18 protein-coding genes and 1 pseudogene are annotated in these 21,138 nt (G+C 39.7%); 15 read left to right on the plus strand and 4 right to left on the minus strand.

Going from position 1 to position 21,138, the window contains the following annotated elements:
- Positions 1 to 135: 135 nt before the first annotated feature.
- The 10 genes from ACQ86H_RS08545 to ACQ86H_RS08590 all read left to right on the plus strand — a co-directional run bounded on the left by ACQ86H_RS08545 (position 136) and on the right by ACQ86H_RS08590 (position 13,710).
- Positions 136 to 3,666 (plus strand): SusC/RagA family TonB-linked outer membrane protein, encoded by a 3,531-nt coding sequence (locus ACQ86H_RS08545; RefSeq protein ID WP_431294485.1) that lies wholly within the window; start codon positions 136 to 138, stop codon positions 3,664 to 3,666.
- A 4-nt stretch (positions 3,667 to 3,670) separates the two neighbouring features.
- Complete coding sequence (locus ACQ86H_RS08550; RefSeq protein WP_431294486.1) at positions 3,671 to 5,041, plus strand: RagB/SusD family nutrient uptake outer membrane protein; 1,371 nt, start codon at positions 3,671 to 3,673, stop codon at positions 5,039 to 5,041.
- A gap of 36 nt (positions 5,042 to 5,077) precedes the next feature.
- Positions 5,078 to 5,740 (plus strand): hypothetical protein, encoded by a 663-nt coding sequence (locus ACQ86H_RS08555; protein ID WP_431294487.1) that lies wholly within the window; start codon positions 5,078 to 5,080, stop codon positions 5,738 to 5,740.
- Positions 5,741 to 5,856: 116 nt separating this feature from the next.
- Entirely contained in the window at positions 5,857 to 6,333 is a 477-nt protein-coding gene (locus ACQ86H_RS08560) for a hypothetical protein (protein ID WP_431294488.1), read from the plus strand.
- A gap of 71 nt (positions 6,334 to 6,404) precedes the next feature.
- Positions 6,405 to 7,037 carry a TlpA family protein disulfide reductase gene (locus tag ACQ86H_RS08565; protein WP_431294489.1) on the plus strand — a complete coding sequence of 211 codons (633 nt, stop codon included), beginning with the start codon at positions 6,405 to 6,407 and terminating at the stop codon, positions 7,035 to 7,037.
- 5 nt (positions 7,038 to 7,042) lie between these two features.
- Positions 7,043 to 8,653, plus strand: coding sequence for a S41 family peptidase (locus ACQ86H_RS08570; RefSeq protein WP_431294490.1), 1,611 nt, complete (start codon positions 7,043 to 7,045; stop codon positions 8,651 to 8,653).
- A 22-nt stretch (positions 8,654 to 8,675) separates the two neighbouring features.
- Positions 8,676 to 9,824, plus strand: a complete 1,149-nt coding sequence (locus tag ACQ86H_RS08575; RefSeq protein ID WP_431294491.1) for a redoxin domain-containing protein — start codon at positions 8,676 to 8,678, stop codon at positions 9,822 to 9,824.
- A gap of 400 nt (positions 9,825 to 10,224) precedes the next feature.
- A complete protein-coding gene (locus ACQ86H_RS08580; protein WP_431294492.1) occupies positions 10,225 to 12,474 on the plus strand; it encodes a prolyl oligopeptidase family serine peptidase in 2,250 nt (749 codons plus the stop codon).
- A 638-nt stretch (positions 12,475 to 13,112) separates the two neighbouring features.
- A complete protein-coding gene (locus ACQ86H_RS08585) occupies positions 13,113 to 13,331 on the plus strand; it encodes a DUF6055 domain-containing protein (RefSeq protein ID WP_431294493.1) in 219 nt (72 codons plus the stop codon).
- 139 nt (positions 13,332 to 13,470) lie between these two features.
- Entirely contained in the window at positions 13,471 to 13,710 is a 240-nt protein-coding gene (locus ACQ86H_RS08590) for a hypothetical protein (RefSeq protein WP_431294494.1), read from the plus strand.
- A 100-nt stretch (positions 13,711 to 13,810) separates the two neighbouring features.
- Here ACQ86H_RS08590 and ACQ86H_RS08595 read toward each other — a convergent pair.
- A pseudogene (locus ACQ86H_RS08595) lies at positions 13,811 to 14,289 on the minus strand (transposase); the annotation flags it as partial.
- A 301-nt stretch (positions 14,290 to 14,590) separates the two neighbouring features.
- On the opposite strand from ACQ86H_RS08595, the gene kduI reads away from it, so the two are divergent.
- Positions 14,591 to 15,430, plus strand: coding sequence for a 5-dehydro-4-deoxy-D-glucuronate isomerase (gene kduI, locus ACQ86H_RS08600; RefSeq protein ID WP_431294495.1), 840 nt, complete (start codon positions 14,591 to 14,593; stop codon positions 15,428 to 15,430).
- A 72-nt stretch (positions 15,431 to 15,502) separates the two neighbouring features.
- A complete protein-coding gene (locus tag ACQ86H_RS08605) occupies positions 15,503 to 16,267 on the plus strand; it encodes an SDR family NAD(P)-dependent oxidoreductase (RefSeq protein WP_431294496.1) in 765 nt (254 codons plus the stop codon).
- Between the two features lie 153 nt (positions 16,268 to 16,420).
- On the opposite strand, the gene ACQ86H_RS08610 is transcribed toward ACQ86H_RS08605, so the two are convergent.
- Positions 16,421 to 16,576 carry a carbonic anhydrase gene (locus tag ACQ86H_RS08610; protein WP_431294497.1) on the minus strand — a complete coding sequence of 52 codons (156 nt, stop codon included), beginning with the start codon at positions 16,574 to 16,576 and terminating at the stop codon, positions 16,421 to 16,423.
- Between the two features lie 68 nt (positions 16,577 to 16,644).
- Entirely contained in the window at positions 16,645 to 16,782 is a 138-nt protein-coding gene (locus ACQ86H_RS08615) for a carbonic anhydrase (RefSeq protein ID WP_431294498.1), read from the minus strand.
- 32 nt (positions 16,783 to 16,814) lie between these two features.
- Between ACQ86H_RS08615 and tnpA the strand changes: the two genes are divergently transcribed.
- Positions 16,815 to 17,255, plus strand: a complete 441-nt coding sequence (gene tnpA / locus ACQ86H_RS08620) for an IS200/IS605 family transposase (RefSeq protein WP_431295366.1) — start codon at positions 16,815 to 16,817, stop codon at positions 17,253 to 17,255.
- A 34-nt stretch (positions 17,256 to 17,289) separates the two neighbouring features.
- On the opposite strand, the gene ACQ86H_RS08625 is transcribed toward tnpA, so the two are convergent.
- Positions 17,290 to 17,541, minus strand: a complete 252-nt coding sequence (locus tag ACQ86H_RS08625) for a hypothetical protein (RefSeq protein ID WP_431294499.1) — start codon at positions 17,539 to 17,541, stop codon at positions 17,290 to 17,292.
- Positions 17,542 to 18,706: 1,165 nt separating this feature from the next.
- On the opposite strand from ACQ86H_RS08625, the gene ACQ86H_RS08630 reads away from it, so the two are divergent.
- Together ACQ86H_RS08630 and ACQ86H_RS08635 are read left to right on the plus strand one after the other, a co-directional pair.
- Positions 18,707 to 19,246 carry a hypothetical protein gene (locus ACQ86H_RS08630; protein ID WP_431294500.1) on the plus strand — a complete coding sequence of 180 codons (540 nt, stop codon included), beginning with the start codon at positions 18,707 to 18,709 and terminating at the stop codon, positions 19,244 to 19,246.
- Between the two features lie 461 nt (positions 19,247 to 19,707).
- Complete coding sequence (locus ACQ86H_RS08635; RefSeq protein WP_431294501.1) at positions 19,708 to 21,132, plus strand: helicase HerA domain-containing protein; 1,425 nt, start codon at positions 19,708 to 19,710, stop codon at positions 21,130 to 21,132.
- Positions 21,133 to 21,138 lie beyond the last annotated feature (6 nt).

Genomic DNA, 21,138 nt, shown 5'->3' on the forward strand with positions numbered 1-21,138 from the left:
AATAAATCAACTAATAACCGCGTAGGATCTTGATTTCGAAGCCGAGACCTACTGCAATAACCAAACAAACAAATGTATAAAAATTTTACTTCACTCGGGCTGCCAGCTGGGCGGCTCCGCAAACCGCTACTCGTTATGCGACTAACTGCTGTGACTATTCTGATTGCAATCATGCAATTGAGCGCATCTACCAGGGCGCAAAAGGTTTCCCTTACTAGAAATAACGCGTCACTAGAACATGTGCTGAATGAAATACGAAAGCAAAGCGGTTACAATATTATTTATGACCTGGACATTATCGTAAAAGCCAAGCCAGTTTCCATTAATGTGAATCAGGTAAATGTTTTTGAGGCGATTCAAAAATCTTTGAACAACCAGTCACTTACATTTTCTGTGGATAATAAAACTATTGTAATAAAAGAAAGAAATGTTGCCGATAAGTTGATGGATTTTGTTAATGACGTTGACGTTAAGATAACTGTCCGAGATTCCCTGGGACTACCACTTGTTGGAGCGAATGTATACAACAAGACCATTAATAAAATGTATGTCACCGATAAACAGGGTAACGTCACCATTAAGGATGTAGCTCCGAACGGATATATCCTGCAAATCAATTATATGGGTTATAAAGCAGAAGAAATTTTTGTAGATAGGAAAACCCAAACTTATAATGTGACCCTGAAACCAGCTTCTACAGCTTTGGAAGAAGTTAGTGTAGTTTCAAACGGTTATCAAAATATTAGCAAGGAACGCGCTGCTGGAGCTTATTCTGTAATTACGGGCAAAGAATTACAGACTAATCCTGCCGTTAATATCTTAGAACGGTTGGAAGGTCAAGTGGCAGGTGTAAAATTTGATATCAAAGGAAATAGTGTGCAGATCAGAGGGGTAAACAGCTACGCTGGTGGCGCTGGAACACCACTAATTATATTGGATGGATTTCCATTGATGAATGCGAGCGACCTTGCAACACTAACCAAACAAGTAGGCGGAAATAGTTTTGGTAATTCCGTAATAAGCAGCGTAAATATGGCTGATATTGAGCAGATTACTTTTCTTAAAGATGCTTCAGCTACCTCAATATGGGGCTCCAGGGCAGCAAACGGTGTGATTGTCATCGAAACAAAGAAAGGTAGAAAAGTGGCTCCCGCATTAAATGTTGGTTACATTTTCGGTATTTCAAAAAATCCTTCTATTGCAGATTTAAATTGGATGACTAGTGCCCAATACATTGATCTTGAACAGGAAATGGTTGACAAGGGGCTTTTGGTAGACCCTACCATTGGAGCGACGGTCTCTACTCCAAACAATAGTGCGGCCACCGAGTGGATGTTCAGAGTCAAACGTGGTACAGCAACTGTTTCCCAGCGCGATGCAGCATTGGCAGAAATCGCATCAAGAGACGGTATGGCTCAGATTGAGGACTATTTGCTCAGAAACGCAGTCAACCATCAATACAATCTTTCCTATTCCGGCGGTTCTGAAAGCAGTACATACTACATTTCAGGAAACTACACCAAAGATACTCCAATCTTTAAGGGAAATTACGGCGAAAACGCCTTTGTAAATGCTAATACGTCTACCGATTTTCTTAACAAAAAATTAACGCTGAGGGCACTCTTCAACTACCAGTATTCAAAATCTCAATATAATGCAGCTGCAATAAATGCGTTATCGGTAAGCACTACTGCATTGCGTCCATATGATTTGTTGGTCGATGCCAACGGCAACAGTATTGGCAGAAACATTACCATCACAGATGCTATCGCAAACCCGATGGTTGCACAGGGTTTTTTGCCTTTTGCTTACAATACACTTGACGAGTCAAATTATTCAAATACTGTTGCTAAAAATAATGTCCTACGAATGAGTGCAGGCTTAAACGGCAAGATTGCCAAATGGTTGAATGCAGATATTTCATTATCCAATCAACGTCAGTTTGGCAGTACCTATACACTCGACGAATTAAATAGTTTTAATGGTAGAATATTGGTAAATACCTTCACCACAGTAGTCAACGGTAGAGCTTCAAATACGGTGAACTACGGGGGGCGCTATAGCAGCTCAGGCACTACAGCCTCGGAAACTTCCTTAAGGGGACAGTTAAATTCTAATTTTACAATTGGGGATAATCATCAGTTCAGTGCCATTGCAGGTACCGAAATTAGGGAGACAATTTCGGATAATACTGCTGAAACGAGATATGGTTTTAACGCCGATACGCGGACAATTGCTACCATCAATCCAACCCAGCAGTATCCAACTATATTTGGCTATACTCAATCCTTTGGTCAGAATTTGAGTAACCTGATTAGCTACCGTAAAAGATTTTTGTCCTATTATAGTAATGCATCCTACAACTATCAGGAGAAGTACATTGTAACAGGTAGTGTAAGGTTCGATGATTATACCTTATTGGGCCTGGACAGAAGTAAAAGAGCTAGACCTTTCTGGTCGGTTGGTTTGAGATGGAACGCAAGCAAAGAAAAGTTTATCAAGGAACTAACCTGGTTAAATAGCTTTAGCGTTCGCGCCACTATAGGGACAAGCGGTGTTGTACCCCTGGCAGGTACAAATGTGGCAATTATTAATGTTTCGGGCAGTGATGGAAGAACTAACCAACCCATAGCGAGTATTGAAACCCCTGCAAATTCTGATTTAGGTTGGGAAACCACAAAAATGACCAATTTAGGTGTAGATTTTGGATTTTTCGATGGCAGACTAAATGGTAGTTTTGACGCTTATACCAAACGTACAAAAGGAATTTTAGCGCCATTTCCTTATAATCCCACCTATGGCTGGTCACTGCTATCATTTAATAGCGGAACTTTGAGTGGCCATGGATTTGACTTTTCCATTAATGGTGAACTCATCAGGGCAGGAAGATTTAGTTGGAAATCAATACTGAATTTCGGATATACCACAAATACAGTCACAGATCTGCGCTTTGTGAATAACGCCAGCACTATTGCAGGAACCGGTAATACCATTGAAGGTATGCCACTAGGCTCGCTTTATGTTTATCGTTGGGCTGGATTGGATAACAAAGGACAATCACAGATTTTTGATCGCAATAGTAATATTATTAATAATACCACTAACCTTACTAATGCGTTTACCAAGGAGGATTTAACCTATGTAGGCAGGAGATACGCACCATATTCAACCGGCTTTAATCACAACTTTCAATATGGTCAGTTGGAATTAGGGATAAGGTTTGTGGGTTACTTTGGTCATGTATTTATTGAAAATGCGGTAACCAATTATCCTACCACAACTGATTTTGCCTATAACGGCGTACTTGGTCGTCAGGGTGAGCTTGCCAGTAGATGGAGAAAACCTGGAGATGAAGCAATAACAGATGTACCAGGCATCACCGGTGTGAATTTTAACAGTATTAATCGATACCGGTTTTCAGATGCTTTGGTAAGAAAAGCAGATAACATACGTTTACAACAAATTTCTTTAGCCTATAGCATTCCACAACGCCTCTTGCCGAGAAATTTCGTGAAATCGGTTGCGCTTTCTGCCAATGTGCGAAACCTTGGAATTGTATGGAGAGCAAATAAAGAGGGTATAGATCCTGAATTTATCAACACCGGCAATTTTGGTAGCATAACCCCTACGCCTAGTTATGTTTTTGGTATTAATGCAACGCTATAATAAAATGAAAAATAAATATTCAATGATCCTGCTGACTTTGGCAATTACTTTGTCAAGCTGTAGAAAATATGTGGAGATTGACCAGTTATCAGTCAGAACATTAAAATATACTTCAGATTTTAGAAATACCTTAAATAATAATAATGTTTTAGAAGGTACTTATTCTTATCCGATTTTATCAGGGGATGATACGGAGATTACGGATGTAACAAGACAAAATTCGCTCAACGATATATTATCTAATGTGTACACATGGGCGCCGAAATACACGTCCGAATCTCAAAGTGACAGCGATTGGGACAAGCAGTACAAAACCATTTACGTATGCAATGAGGTTTTACAGGGCGTGTTGACTTCTCTGGATGGAACCGAGGTAGAAAAGAAAAGAATTTATGCTGAAGCCCTGGTGCACCGGGCGTATGCCTATTTAATTTTGGTAAACATGTATGGAAAGCAGTATACTAGCGCAACCGCAGCTACTGATTTAGGTGTTCCCTTGCTTACCACGCCTAACCTGTACACCAAATTAAATAGGGCTCCAGTAGCGGAAGTCTATTCCCAAATTCTAAAGGACTTGAGGGCATCGATAAGCAATTTACCTGGGATAGCGGATTACAATGTGAGACCAGCAAAGGTTTCAGCTTACGCCATTTTTGCAAAAACATACTTAAATATGCGGGACTTTCGTAACGCAGCGCTCTATGCAGATAGTGCTTTATCGCTGAAAAATGGCTTACTGGATTTAAAATCTTATGAAACTGCTCCAGGCACTATTCCTGTACGGTTGCTGAATCCCGAGATTATCTTTTCCAAGACTTCAAACGTTGTTTATCCTGCTATTTCAATAAGCAGTGATTTACTAGCATCATTAGGCCCAAATGATTTAAGGTATAAGCTTTTCTCTGATGTAAGAGGTCGCTTTGGAACTCAATTTAGCATTGCTTTTACTGGAAGGGCTTCAACCAAGAATTTAATAAATGAACCTGTGATCAACAATGGACCAACTGTACCTGAGATGATGTTAATTAAGGCTGAATGTCTGGCAAGAGATGGAAAAACCGCCGATGCACTTGCTTTGGTAAATAACCTGAGAATTAAACGTTTTTCTACAGCTAATTACGTTCCATTATCGGCAGCTGACCCAGTCCAGGCACTGCGAATTGTTGTGGAAGAGAAGCGCAGGGAATTTTTCGGAACCGGTATACGCTGGTTTGATCAAAAACGCCTCAATCTTGACGCTGATTTTGCTTCAACAAAAACCAGAACTTTTAAAAGCTTGAATTATACGTTAGAAGCCAATAGCAATCGTTATCTGTATCCCATTGGCGATAAATATATTCTGTTGAACCCTGAACTCGAACAAAATCCCAGATAGAAATTAAACTATGAAAAAACTTTTTTTAAAAAATGTGTGCTACTGCTTTGCCCATTTTTCGGCCAGCAGTTAGCTGCGCAAACCGTAGTGTGGCAGCCTAACCCTGTCAAACAGGGTCAAAAAACAATTATTAGTTACCAGCCAAAAGGCGGAGACCTGGAGTTTAGTGATGAACCAAAAGCGATAGTGGCAGTCTATAGTGATTTTCAGTGGCGCAGTACTCCCGTCTCTTTAAGCAAACAGAACGATAGTTGGACAGGATCTTATCAAGTGCCAGAGCAAGCTTCATTTATCGCTCTGAAATTCTATCAGGGAGATTTAGAAAGTCCCGAAGCCATAGATATTCGCAATGGCAATGGGTACTTTACATCTATACTTGGTAAGAACGGGAAACCGGTACCCGGAGCCTATTTGGCAGAGGCAAGCTTAAGGGCTGGTTTGACCGGAAACATGGCAATGAACAGTTTCGTAAAGTTATCAAAGGATAAGCGATTAGTCGATTCTCTATTGCAAAAAGAGGAAAGACTAAACAAAAATATTCCAGATAAACTGATCTTTAATTATCTTGATTTAAAGCAGCTAACAATGCCCGTTGCAGCGTATAATGCATTTGCCGACAGTGTTTTGAGAAATGAGCTAAAGAAAAAAATGTCTCGGAGGCTTCCCTTGCCACCTTACAGCGTTATTTTGCGAGGTTAAAAAATAGCGAGGGTTTAGAAGCTGTAGCGGCACTTGTCTATGATAAATACCCCAAAAGTCCTACAGCCAGATTTATAGCTTACCACAAAGATACTGATGATAAACATGGAGAAGATTTGGAGAAAGGCCAGGAGAAATTTTTGGAAGATTTTCCATATTCGGAGTGGAAAAAGTCACCAGATAATATGGACTATATCTATTACACCATTTTTAGAGGCTTAGCTACCCGATACTTTTCAACCGGACAAAATGAGAAATTTTTAAGTCTTTTTAAGGAAATTGATTTTAAAACGGCGAACGAGATCTACCGATGGAATTTAACCAGAGGGCATCTTTTGGGTATTGGGGATCAGAAACTACTCTATCGTTTTAGCAGCACCATTATTCCTTATCTTGTAGAAAGGCAAAAAGACCAGTCTTATCTAAAAGATTTTGATAATGATACATTGAAAGCGCAACAAAATGCTGATAGTGAGATGGACAGACGGCTTTTTAGCCATATTTTTTTGCCAAGGGGCAAGGTGACTATAAGAATGCAAATGAGAGTTTTAAATTCTTATCAAAAAATGGAGCCTATGAAAATGCCAGTTTAAATGAGCTACACCTTGATATCCTTTCGAAACTTGATGATACCAGAGCAATCAAAGCGCTCTTGGAATCCAGTGTGTCTGCAAATGCCTTGACCCCAAAAATGTTGACCAAGCTCAAAGAAATTTATAGAAATGAGCACAATGGTAAAGAAGACGGATATCAGCAGTATCTTTCCGACTTGATGCCTGAAGCCAAAAAGACGGAAATGAAGGCACATGTCTTGGCCAACATGGTTAATTATCCTTTGGTGCCATTTAGTTTGGAAAATGCGGATGGTAAGCTGGTTAACTCCAAGGATTGGGCAAACCAGATTGTTGTTCTGGATTTTTGGGCAACTTGGTGCAGGCCCTGTATCGAAGCATTTCCAGGCATGCAGCTCCTGGTTGACCAATATGCAAAAGACCCAAGGGTTGGGATATATATGATAGGGACTATGCAGCAAGGCGACTATAAGTCGAAATCGGAGAATTACGTTCGACAACAAGGCTTTAAATTTAATCTTCTGCATGATGCCGTTGGCCCAAAGGGAGAACAAGATTTGGTTTTCAAAAGCTTGGTTCCATTTTTTAAATCTTCCGCAATCCCTCGTAAAGTTATTATAAAAGATGGGATCGTTCGTTATAGCTCGGAGGGTTACTCAGGTAGCCCTAGTGAGCTTAGGGATGAGATCTCAATGGCAGTTGAAATTTTAAAATCAGAGAAATAAACTATATGAAAAAGTCCATATTATTAGCGTTCTTATTAACTTTTCTGATCGATTTATCTACATCAGCCCAGATGAATCCAAAAATAAAGCTACAGGATGCGTTGAAGCTCATTCAAGATAATTATGTAGATCCGGTGAACGATGAGCAGGTAGTAGACGCGGCAATTAAAGCCATGTTAAGCAATCTGGATCCACATTCGAGTTACGTCAGCAGAGAAGAAATTGACGCGATGAACGAGCAAATGGCAGGTAGCTTTGCTGGCATAGGTATTTCGTTTGCCATGGTTTCAGATAGTACTTTTATTACAGCAATTAATCCGGACGGACCCGCTGCCAAGTCGGGGCTTAAGGTAGGCGATCGAATCACAACAGTAGATGATTCACCTATTTTTGGGAGAGATCTAAAAAACCAGCAAGTGATGCGCCTACTACGTGGTGAGAAAGGTAAAAGCGTTAAGCTGGGTATTGCTCGCAGAGCTCAGCCCGTTCCGCTGGAATTTAATATTACTAGAGAGCAGATTGCTGAACTTTCTATCGCCGCGAGCTATATGCTCAACAAAAATATTGGTTATATCTCTTTGTCTGTTTTCAGCCAGTCCACCAGAAGGGAAATAGATGCCGAACTCAAGAGGCTTAAAGGTTTGGGGATGACAAAATTGATTTTAGATCTCCAAAGTAATGGTGGCGGTCTTGTCGAAGCAGCTATTGGCGTTGCAGATGAATTTTTGCCCACAGATAAGGTGGTGTTCTATTCAGTAACGAATTCTGGCATTAGGGATTACTACTCAACGGGTGGTTTTGGCCAGTTTATGTCCGGCGATTTAGTAGTTCTGATTGATGAGTCGACGGCATCATCAAGCGAAATTTTGACAGGTGCCTTGCAAGATTGGGACAGGGCGGTGGTTCTAGGAAGGCGTAGCTTTGGCAAAGGCTTAATGCAGAAAGGGCTCGAGCTCAGCGATGGTTCTTTGATTCGTCTAACAGCAGCTCGGTATTACACACCTTCCGGTCGATCTATTCAAAAGCCTTACGCAAAAGGAAAATCTGATTATTTTGAAGATTTTAGCCGTCGTATGGCGTCTGGTGAACTTACAGGGGGTGGCCACGTTAACTTTCCGGATTCACTTAAATATACTACCCTTAACGCTAAACGAACAGTATATGGCGGTGGCGGCATCATGCCCGATAAGTTTATTCCGATTGATACTGCGCTATATAGCGGATGGCTAAACAAACTAATGAACAGTGGCCGGGTTACGCAAGCCGCCTTTAACTTTGTCCAACAAAACCGTGAAATGCTCACGAGCAAATATTCGAATTTTCAGGGTTTTAATGAATCTTTTATAATTGGCGATAAAATTATCGATAAGATGATGACCAGCGCTATTAAGCAGGGATTGAAACTGCCGCCATTGGATAATAAGGTAGCCAGAAAAACTATTGCTGTTGAATTAAAGGCGGAAATAGCGGATATGCTTTTCTTGGGAAAAAGCTATGCGATACGAGTTCGGAATGAGGCGAGTGCTTCGGTGAAGACTGCCTTGGAAATTTTAAGTAATGAATCCGCATATAATCAGTTTTTATCGGCTAAGCCAGAAAAAAGACATCAACTATAAAAAATCAAAATAATAAAGTACTATGAAAAAAATATTAATCGTGACAGCAATGGCCATCAGTTCATTTGCTGCTGTCGCGCAAACAGGATATACCATTAAAGGACAGATTGGGAAGCTCAACAAGCCAGTCAAAGCTTTTTTAATGATAAAATTAGAAGGAAAGCGAACACTGGATTCTGCAGTTTTAGTTGATGGATCCTTCATGTTCAAAGGCTCTGTTCCTTCACCTATGGAGGCTACTCTTCGTATAAAACATGATGATGCCATAGAAGTACCAGGGAAAAGAATCAAGATTGATGCCCTACCTATTATTTTAGGGAACGAGAATATTACTATTCTTGGAAAAGACTCCATTAGCACAGCCAAGGTAACTGGTTCTACTTTAACAGAAGAAAGTAAGCATGTTGATAATCTTCTACGTCCGATTTATAATAAACTGCAAGCTTTAGATAAAGAATATTCTGATCAGCCAGAAGCCAAAAAGCAGGATCGGACCTATCGTACAGAATTAGAGGCAAGAGCAAAAGTTATAGAAAAGGAGATTTTTGAGGCCAAAATTAATTATGTGAAGCAAAATCCTTCAAAATATATGGCATTAATGGCACTCAATTCTACATTACGCCCTGGGTTTGACGCAGTAGAAATGGAGAAAGTATATGCAGTCCTCTCGCCGGAATTAAAAAACTCTTACTTTGGAAAACAGGTAGAAGAACGGATCGCAACTTTCAAAAAAACACAAGAAGGGGTCGCAGCCCAGGATTTTACACAGCCTGATGTTGAAGGTAAAGCAGTTAAACTTTCAGACTATAAAGGTAAGTATGTATTGGTTGATTTTTGGGCGTCATGGTGTGCACCATGCCGTAGGGAAAATCCCAATATTGTAAAGCTTTATGACCAATACAAGGAAAAAGGATTTGAAATTTTGGGCGTTTCGCTTGACAAAGCTGCAGACAAAGCCAAATGGATTAAGGCCATAGCTGATGATAAACTAATTTGGAAACAGGTTGGGGATCTAAAAGGATGGGAAAATGATGCTGCTATTAAATATGAAGTAAAAGCTATACCAATGAATTTTTTAATTGACCCTAAAGGAATGATCATTGCCAAAGACTTGAGAGGTGAGGTACTGAATGCAAAGCTGAAAGAAATATTTGCCAATAAATCTAATTAGTAGTGATGATAACGGTTGCAGGTCGATGGATGTCGCCTGCTTCAGTTTAGCTATTTTATGATGATTTTGCAGTAGTATAAATACCAAGTCAATTATTAAGAAATAAATCTATCGAAATTATGTTTTGTATTGACGAGATGATTTGTGAAAGGTTTTTCGGAAAGCTAGAAGAAACAGCAGGAGGCACCAGAATCATACTGTCAAATGAAGATCGAAATAATCAATCTATACATTCAGAATTTATTCAGGTTGATACTAAGTAATAACATCATCAACACGTATCTAAAATTTAATATCACAACATTTATGTCATTTTTCTTCACCCGTGTCAGTTTGTCGGCAATTTTATTGTTTGTCATTTCTATTACCCAGGCCCAGCAGCAATCAAAATCATTAGACGATGCAAAAAAATTGGACTGCATTACAAAGAGATTCAGTGCGGAGGGCAATATCGTTAGCAATAACCCATCCCGCTTGGATCTTTAAAAGTAACCTTTTGCTTTATAACACCAGTTCCAAATCAGGGTTGAAAACATTTTATATTGCAGATCCTGCTAATAACAAGACTACTCGACTTTTTGATGCAAATGAACTTGTAGAGCTTACTTCCCCTTATTTTTCACAATCAATCCACCCAACGAAGATAGATTTTATTGTTCGTAGCGTTTCTCCTACAAACCAAGCTATCTTAATATGTATGGTGCAGGGAAAAGAATTAAACTACGATTTGAAGAACAAAACTTTTATCGAGCCTGTTTCAGCTTATACTCCTAAAGGGCTTCAGTCTTTTCGTCAATTGCCCCTTGGTAATGATATGTCGACATTATATACAAAGGATCGCGTATACGGTGTATACGCTGAAAACCATAATCTTTTCTTATTAAAATCAGTAACTTCTGGAAAGGATTCCCTGATTCAGTTAACATATGATGGTGATTCCAATAATTCTTTTGCACGAAAAACTCTCTCTAGCAAAAATCGAGCGCAACGCGGACCATGGCTTGGAGAATGGTTAGGCGGTACACATACAGGATTCGCACTACGTTCGGATCAACGCAAAGTTAGAGACCTGACCCTAATAAATAGTCTAGCACCCCACGCCCCCGTCCCGGTATCTTATAAATACGAGTTACCGGGAGACGAAAATGTTACCCATTTTGAGCTGTGGCTATTGAATGCAGATAGTGCGAAGATTCACCAAGTAGATATTGATCATTTTCAGGACCAGGTAGTAAAATTGAATCAAGGCCAACAGTCGGGAGGAATCTATTTCACCAGAGAGAGCCGAACTGTAGATACGATCCAGTTGTGCCGGGTAGATCCCCATACCCTGAAAACAAGTGTACTTATTACCGAAGTCGGAAAACCAATTCTAAATCAGCTGTTGCAGACATATGCAGTCATCAATGATGGTAAAGACATCATATGGTGGTCTGAGCGAACCGGTAAAGGAGCATACTACTTGTATGATAGCAAAGGTGTGTTAAAAAATGCGGTAACCAAGGGTGATTTCGTTGCGGGCAGTATTTATTATATGGATGTCGAATCACGTTTCATGATCATCGAAGGTTTTGGCTACAAATCAGCTACCAATCCATATCATAAAAAGTTCTTCAAAGTTAATCTGGATGGTACTGGATTTGTTGAATTAACACCAGGTCAGGGTGATCATTACATTACTATCTCACTTGATAAGAGATTTATAATTGATGAATACTCCTCTGTAGATTGCTTACCTAAATGTGAACTGAGAGATATGAAGGGGCGTCTTCGGATCGCCATTCCTACGCTGGATAATAGCATCCTAAAAGCTAACGGATTAAATACGGCTATCTTAGATAAGGTTAAGGCAGCTGATCTTGTGACAGATTTATATGGTATCATCTACACACCAACCGACTTTGACCCGAATAAAAAATATCCTGTTGTCTGTAATGTCTATCCAGGGCCTCAGGATGATGGCATTAATCAGGGCTTTAGTATTATACCGGGTAAAAATGAAAGGCTTGCCGACCTTGGATTTATAGTACTCCAATTTGGCTTCAGGGGATCATCACCACTTCGTGGAAGAGAATTTTATACCTTCGGGTATGGTAATCTACGCGATTATGCTTTGGCCGACTGCAAGTATGTGGTCGAACAACTTGCAGCGCGTTATAGCTACATCGATTTGGACCGTGTAGGTATTTATGGACACTCTGGAGGAGGATTTATGACGGCCGCGGCAATGATGACCTATCCTGACTTTTTTAAAGTTGGCGTATCCTCATCCGGTAATCACGATAACAATATATATGGAAAATTCTGGACAGAAACCTATCAAGGTATTGACAAAATAAAAGCGAGTGTAGATTCATTGGGAAGGGCACATACATCATTTGCTAGCAATCCAAAAACTACAATAGAGCTGGCAAAAAATCTTAAAGGGCGACTTTTATTGATAACTGGGGACATGGACAACAATGTACACCCTGCAAACACGATGCGGTTGGCAAATGCGTTAATTAAAAATAACAAAAGATTTGACCTCATGATATTGCCAGGTGTGGCCCATGAGATAAGTGGCGATTATTATAGGGGACTGATCAATAATTACTTCACTGACTATTTAAAATCCTGGAAAGGATATAATGCCGAGATGATCAAGTAATTTTTTTAAGTTGATTATATTCTTTGAATTTCAGCTGTTTATAAATTTGACGAGCGGCATCATGACCACTAAAGAGATATTTAATTAAATATAGAAAAAAGGTTGTTTTTATATCGCAATAGAAATACAATGTATGGTGATACATAATAAAGTTTTACCTCTGCGTGATTTAAACTTATTTGCACGTTCCAGATTTTTTTTGAAATAAATTCACCCAAATCTGTTAAGATCAGTTAGGCCTGCCAAGCCGGTTTCCTATATAGCTGTTGGACTTATTTTGCAGCTAGTTTATCTATCTCGTTGATATCGTAAGGCTGCTCATTTACCTCTTTCGAGACAGTGGACGGATTTACCATGCATGATGTATTTCAGCAAGTTGCAAACGATAAAGATTCGTATCGTTGAATATCCCTGGGGCTTAATTGTATTTTGGGCAAAGGGTTACGGCGAAAATAAACCTTCGTCATCATTGGTTGGTGCCAAATATAGGGTCAATGTAGACGATTGCTATCCAAAGCCGAACAGTATTATAAGCTCAACGTGGATCTACTAAAGTTTGCAAAGTTGGGCAACGGTGTTTAAAAGCTCGAAAATTAGGCGCAGGCAAAATTGGTGTTCACAGATATAATATGAAGCAGATGTCAGACAGTTTCTATCAGCCTGATGCCAGCTTTTGTCCAAAGATAACCGGCTATAACGTTATTCCGCTGAAAGTTTCGAATGGTAATACCACAGTCTCTGCCTTTTTCCAAATTGTGGCAAATGCTCCAGGATTCAATGCCGTAAATTTAATGAATGCTGGATGGCGTTATGGTTATGTTGCACTGATGAATGACGGATTCACGTATTTAACGTGAGTTATGGGTTTAATTATTTGATTATCAACATATATTGATAAATATTGAAAGCTAACAACCATGATATTGGATAATTTCAGTTACCCAACTAAAGCCAATACCATGATTATTAACGAATTAAAGGTAATAAATCTTTTCTGTGAATTGGATGGTTTTGTCAAAAGCAGTAGGTTATAATACTACTACACCCAATACCAGGAATTACCGGCCTTATTATTCCGTAAATATTACGTATTCAAAAATAAAGAATATGAATTTCAGGGTAGCCTACAGCACGTCACTTGCCAGGCCTGAGTTAAGGGAACTGACCAATATTTTTGAGTTTGACCCTTTTCAGTTTGCGGTGATCGAGGTAATCCAAACTTTATCAATCAATTGACAAAGAGTGCGGATTTTAGATGGGAACGGTTTGATGCACCCGGGGAAATTTTGTCTGCTTCGGTTTTTACCAAGATCATCGAGAATCCATTGCAACGGGTATTTAGATATGCATCGCTGTCATTGATAACCAGATGAAGTTTGAAGCCATAGAACCATCCCATGGTTGATTTTCCAACTTCGGCAGTGCCTTTGAAGACCTTGTTTGCTTTTATCCGCTTGTTCCTGCAAACTCTTATCGGCGTGGAATCCACGAAAGAAATTCCTGTACAGGAACCCGAACAACAGGTTTTTAAGAAGATCGTCAAGGGCATGATTACACTTTGGCTAAGTTCAACGAAACGGTTGTAAGATACCGTCTTGGGGAAATCATCCTGCATATGCTTTTGAACGTAGAAAATATAATAATGCTTTAAGCATTTAAAGCCGCTAACATGAAACAAAAGAAGAATACTAATTATCTCATTATCGGACGTCTTGAAGGCTTGCCTAAAATGAAGTTTTTAGTCGTTTTTTCAAAGTTTTTGTAAAACTCATCAACTATGCAGAAAATATAGGTAACTTTATAGTATGTAATCATCGCTTTTATTTTGCTAAATATTTGAATGTTATATACTTAAATATACAAAATATCGCTTTGATTACATGTTTCTATTCCAATTAATTATCGAACTCAGGTTATTATTTTAAAATTTATGGAAAAACTTTTTTTGTCCCTAAATATATTCTTTATAACAACCTGAAAGATTGACATATTGGTTGGCAATAAAAAAGGTTGATAAAGTTTAATATTAATAGAGATAATCATGATCGTATAAATATATTTGCAGATAGGATCTGATATCAGTTCATATTTTATCGCAAAACTCAATTTTTAACCAATGAATGAATTCGAAAGCCGTTACGCCCAAAGCCCTAAAGAAGTTAAACAAATGGATACCGCAGCTTTGCGGGAAAATTTCTTAATTGAAAACGTATTTGAGGCCAACCAGGTAAACCTAACCTTATCTCATTTTGACAGGTATATTGTTGGTGGTGCAATGCCTGTTGATCAGAAAATAGCGCTTCCAAACCCTGATGATTTAAAAGCAACTTACTTTTTAGAACGCAGGGAACTGGGCATTATTAATGTTGGCGGAAAAGCTATTGTTACTGCTGATGGCGAAAAATACGAACTGGATTATAAAGAAGCCTTGTACATTGGCAAGGGTACTAAAGAGGTGTTTTTTGAATCTGCCACACCAGGCGAGGCGGCTAAATTATACATCAATTCTGCTCCTGCACACCATACTTTTCCAAACAAAAAAGTGAGCAAAGCCGAAGCGGAGATTGTAGAGTTGGGTACGCCTGAAACAGCAAATCATAGAATAATTAATAAGTTGTTAGTGAACAGTGTTTTGCCAACCTGTCAGTTGCAAATGGGAATGACCGAACTAAAATCGGGTAGTGTTTGGAATACCATGCCTGCACATACGCACGATAGGAGGATGGAAGCCTATTTCTATTTCGAAGTTCCAAAAGGGCAGAGTGTTTGTCACTTTATGGGTCAGCCACAAGAAACCCGCCACATTTGGATGCAGAGCGATCAGGCGGTAATTTCGCCAAACTGGTCTATCCATTCCGGAGCAGGTACAAGCAACTATACTTTTATTTGGGGGATGGCCGGAGAAAACTTAGATTATGGTGATATGGATCACTGTGCTATTAATGAACTGAAATAATAATTTCTTACCGTCACTTCTGCTGGATCACAGCGAAATGGAGCGATCTTTAAAATAGAACTTTAGAAAAACATGTCTGACATATTTAATTTAGCAGGTAAAACTGCATTAGTTACCGGCTGTAAAAGAGGGATAGGGAAGGCTATGGCTCTAGCTTTGGCCGAAGCAGGTGCCGATATTATCGGTGTTTCTGCAAGTCTCGAACTTCTGGACAGTACCGTTGAGAAAGAAATTTTAGCACTGGGTAGAAAGTTTTATGCTTACCAGTGCGATTTTAGTAAACGCGAAAAGACCCTGGCTTTTGCGGCTCAGGTAAAAGCAGATCATCCTGTTATCGATATTTTGGTTAATAACGCCGGAACGATTTTACGTCAGCCAATTGCCGAACATTCTGATGAATACTGGGATGAAGTAATTGCCGTAAACCAAACGGCACCGTTTATTTTAACACGCGAAATTGGTAGAGAAATGATTGCCAGAGGAAGCGGAAAAGTAATTTTCACGGCATCATTGCTATCATTCCAGGGTGGTATTACCGTTCCTGGTTATGCCGCCAGTAAAGGTGCAATTGCATCTTTAACCAAGGCTTTTGCAAATGAGTGGGCCTCAAAGGGTGTAAATGTAAATGCAATAGCGCCCGGATATATCGCAACCGATAATACTTCTGCTTTACGCGAAGATCAGGACAGAAGCACTTCTATATTATCCCGTATACCTGCCGGAAGATGGGGGACACCAGAAGATTTTAAAGGACCAACAATATTCCTGGCCTCACCGGCTAGCGATTATGTACATGGAACAATCTTGACCGTTGATGGCGGTTGGATGGGACGTTAAGAAAGTCCGAAGTATTTAGTCAGAAGTCCGAGTGCATAAAACGCCTACTTCGGACTTTTGATTTCTTATAAACTTTGATTAGGAACTAAACGCTTCCGACCTCGGACCGTGGACCTCGGACTTAATATAAATTATAAATCTCCTTAATATCTTTCAAATGACTTCAAAATCGATTTTAAGGTCAATTAATTTACCTGTATGGATATCGAAAACCCAGCCATGTACCATTATTCCCCGGTTGGTAATTGCTTCCTGTACTGCTGCGGTTTTTAACAGGTTCACGCATTGTTCCTGAACATTCAGTTCCACTAGTCTGTTGTAGCGTGCGCCCTCCTCCTAAATGGCATTTAGCTCATCTCTATGGATGCCGGTAAACATCACGGATATTTCTTAACCAAGGGTTTAATATGCCCATATCGGCAGGTTGCATTGCCGCTTCCCCCGCAGTTGTAGTGACCGCAAACCACAATGTGGTTCACTTTCAAATGGCGCACAGCATAGTTTAAAACCGTCATTACGTTTAAATCTACATTGTTTACCAGACCATATTAACAAGAGTCATAACAAAAGTTTGTTGCTTTATCATTTGGTCTGTCCGATTAAATATCGACGGAGCATTTTGTCTACTTCCGTTGAAGAGAGTTTAGTTTTGGTTTGTGAAGATATCTCCAAACGATATGAAATTCATTTTGTTGAGATTGGTGCTGATGATAACCATTTTCATTTTTTGATACAAAGCGTTCCGATGCTATCGGTAAAAAGTATTGTTCAGGCAGTAAAGAGCATTACAGCAAAGGAGCTTTTCCGTCTTCACCCAGAAGTTAAGCAACAACTTTGGGGAGAAAATTTTTGGACTGCTGGTCATTATGTCAATACTGTTGGGCAATATGCAAATGAAACAATTATCATGAAATATATTCAAAATCAGGGGGAGGATAAATCATCTTACAAGATGTTGCATAGAAATCAGTTAAGCTTGAGTCTTTAAATTTTGCGATACCCCCGATAGCTCTGCTTCGGGGTCATTCATTGATGGCGCTCAAAATCTCAATTTCGACATGGGGAGTTTCTTCGCCCATGTTACTAAACCGATAAATCCGCTCTATATGATCCAAACCGTCGATAACTAAGATTGTCTCCTCATCAACTTCAGATAGTAACAGATTAAGTTCTTCCAGATCGTTTGCAAAGTATTTTCGTTTATACTCTTTGAGTTTTGGAAAAATCTCAAGTAGTTCTTTAATCAGATTAGCATAGAAAGTATTGACTTGCATATGCAGCTTTTGGTGCTGGTCACCAAGATCCGTGTAACACGGGTGCCGGATCAAATGAAATTCGGATTGCAGGATGTACTTTTTAAGATTCTCGACTAGCTAGGATTTACCCATTCCCGGTTCACCGGTCATAACAACCCTTTGGCTTGTCCGAAGCTTTTCGATTATTGATTGGTAAATAGAAGAGGTTTCAATGTTCTGCGTTTCGTTTATTGGAAATTTCTGTTGAATAGCACCATAATCGGTTTTAATATTGAAATAGTTATAAATATCGAATGTTGAGATGGTAATATTGGCGCTAAGATGTTTCTTTACTTTGGCTATAAGTGCTGCCGCAAATTCCTGCTTCTTCCAATGATTATTTGGGTAATATCCAATCCCTAATCGGTCGATTTGTTCAAGAACTAATTTTTCAAGAGGACCCGGATGATACAGGTTTTCGCTAAATTTTTGGCAGTTCCAGCTCTATGGTTAAAAATGAAAGAAAATTTGCAAAACTTTGTCTATCAAGATTCTGACTTTTGAACTTGTTCTAGCCCTTTGGTGGGGATTATTCCAAAAGTGGCCACTTGTTTTTCTGCAAAGTGGTCACTTTTTCCGGTTTAAAATGGCCACTGTTCTCGCTTCAAAGTAGTCACTCGGCTCATTTTAAGCGGTTTTAGGGTTTGTTTAAAGCCAACATGATTCAATGGTTCTTTTTGTACTCAAGGCAGCTTCAGTGGAGCGCTAAAGCGCTTAAAAATGGTTTTTTTAGAAAGGGTGTTGCTGGAGTTTTTTGTCTGTCGGTTTTTGGATGTAATCTTGCCCTAGAACAGCTTTATTGGCTGGATAATCATATCCGGGATGCCGTGGAGTGAAGTTTTGTGCGGATGGGGGGCAGAGCATTGACAAAATTTCTTTTGCGGTGGTTCTGATAGGAATGGATATATTTGAGACTCTTCTCAAGATGTCCTGCTCAAAGTCGGGCTAATCTACGGGTGTACAGTTTGGAACGGAATCCGCTGTCTACTATTACCGAAATCCCCACATATGATATTGAATCGATTGATGTACTCTGATAAAAAAGGGAAGCTTCGATGAGGATTTGATCAAGGCCACTATCGCCAACATTAAGCTGGCAGACCTGCAAAGCTATGACAACAATGACATACGAGCAGGGGCAACAATGGATGCATTTATCAAAAATCGTGGCACTGAGTGGGGCAAAACGTTATCCTCCATACATGAAATGGCAAAGGTTACAAAAAATGAAATCGTAGAATTCGCAAAGAACTTTTTCAAAAACAACTATGTGGCCGTATACAAACATAAAGGAGAAGAAAAGCAGATTGTAAAAGTGGATAAGCCAATCATCACGGCTGTGAACACCAATTCAAACCTGGTTTCTAATTTTACGAAGCAAATCATCAACTCTTCCGTAAAGCCAATCGAACCTAAGTTCCTGGACTACAAGAAAGATCTTAGCTTCGGAACAGCCGGAATGGCAGAAGTAATCAGTATTGAAAATAAGGAGAATGAAGTATTCCGAATGGGCTACAGATTCGAACTTGGCAGTTACAGCAATAAATTATTACCCTACGCAGCGCAATACTTATCATTCCTGAGCACAGATAAATATTCAGCGGAAGAGATCAGTATGGGCATTTCGGCAAAAATGGCCAGCCGTTCCGCATTTAAACTGTCACCCCATTTCGCTTTAAAGTGACCACCTGTTTCGGGGCAAACTGGCCGTTCTGATCTTTCGATCAGCTTTTTTCGCAACTGGCTTTCGGGAATAATTTTTCAATTTCTGCATAAAATAAAGGCTCCTGGGAGCATATCTACTATTCGGGATGACTACGGTCACTTCGCTGTTTTGAAGGGGTATGGCGTTTTTTACGCGTTCCAGTACCTGCGAATGGATTTTGATCGCTAGAAAGGTCTGAATTGAGGATAAATCCGGCAGTAAGATGGATTAAACCGAAAAGTCCTGAGGAAAATGGATTTGGATCCGAAGTGTATATTTGTTCGGAGGGAAAGGAACTTAGATGTGCATCATCCGGTAATCAATTTGGTGGCCAGTTTGGCCCGAAACAGAGGGGTCACTTTCACCGAAATACACAGGCATATAAAGATTTTCATCGTTTACTGCTAAATGTAGTTAAGATTCTCGGAGAAGGCTATATCATGCAGAAGCAAGATATTTTCTCGAGGAAGGTTTATTATCCAAAGGAGCAAACCGAATGGTTGCAACAAAAATATGATGAGCATTTTTCAGGCCGGGAATATATCGAACATTCCAGTTTTTTGATTATCACCCGTCAGGTGAAAAGACGGGCAATGTATGTTTACGATAAGAAGGCTTTCATGGGTTTTCTCTCCGATGTTGCTAAGATCATCGAACTGCTTAAAGGGGCATCGATATCGCCTAAAATGCTAAGCCGGGTGGAGATAGAAAAATACATAGCCAGAATGCTGGCAATGGATTTTTCAGCTGAGCATTTTTCCCTTAACAATTTTCGGTCAGGAGATAATGAAATTGGGCTGGGCGAAAGGGCTGTGCGTTGCATGAGCCTTGTTGATGTAGATGCTATTGATCTGCCGGAATCAATTGGCCCTTATTTAAAACTCACTGACGGAAAGGGATTAGAGGGATTTCCAATGGATAATTTACATTTTCTATCTTCTGTCCCCGGGATATCATGTTTGATCTATAACCAATTGATAGAGGTTCCAGGCCAGGGAATGACCCTGAACAAACTTCAGTTAAAGCGGAAGCGCCATTCCGGTGTGCCCGACCCTGCTAACCAGATGTGTGTAGAGGACATCGATAAACTATTGGTGGATGTCGCAAGGGAAAATCAATTATTGGTTAATGCCCATTATTCGATGCTGGTGTGCTCCGAGATTGGCTCACTTGATAAAAGCTGTAATTACATTGAAGCTGCGCTATTTCAGCAGGGGATTATCCCATCAAAAAATGCCTATAACCAACTGGAGCTTTTTAGAAGTGCGCTCCCTGGAAATGCAGTAGCGCTTAAAAAATATGATTGGTTCCTCACTACTACAGATGCTGCATTATGCTTTTTTTATAAGGAACGGCAGATGGCAGATGAGCCTTCGGCATTTTTAATGCGCTTTGCCGATAGAAGAGGAATCCCGGTAGGAATTGATCTGGCAGATCTGCCCATGGAGAACGGCAGGATCACCAACCGCTCAAAATTTGTACTCGGTAATTCGGGAACAGGTAAGTCGTTTTTCATGAACAGCTTGCTAGAGCAGTATCTGGGCTATAATTATGATGTCGTAATTGTCGATGTTGGGCATTCCTATTCGGGCCTTTGCAGTTATTTTAAAGGGAAATATTACACTTATACCGAGGAGCATCCGATAACGATGAATCCTTTTTTGATATCTGAGTCAGAGTATAATATTGAAAAAAAGGATTTTCTAAAAACGCTGATTGGGCTGCTTTTAAAAGGGGCTGAAGGTTATGTTTCACAGATTGAGGATACGGTTTTTTCAAATGTGCTCTCTGCCTATTACTCGGATTTTTTCTTGGCGATGCAGCATATGCCTTGTGCTTTGATACCTATTACCATTATTCAGTAGCAAAAA

The organism is Pedobacter sp. P26, assembly GCF_050632135.1.
Lineage (GTDB): Bacteria > Bacteroidota > Bacteroidia > Sphingobacteriales > Sphingobacteriaceae > Pedobacter.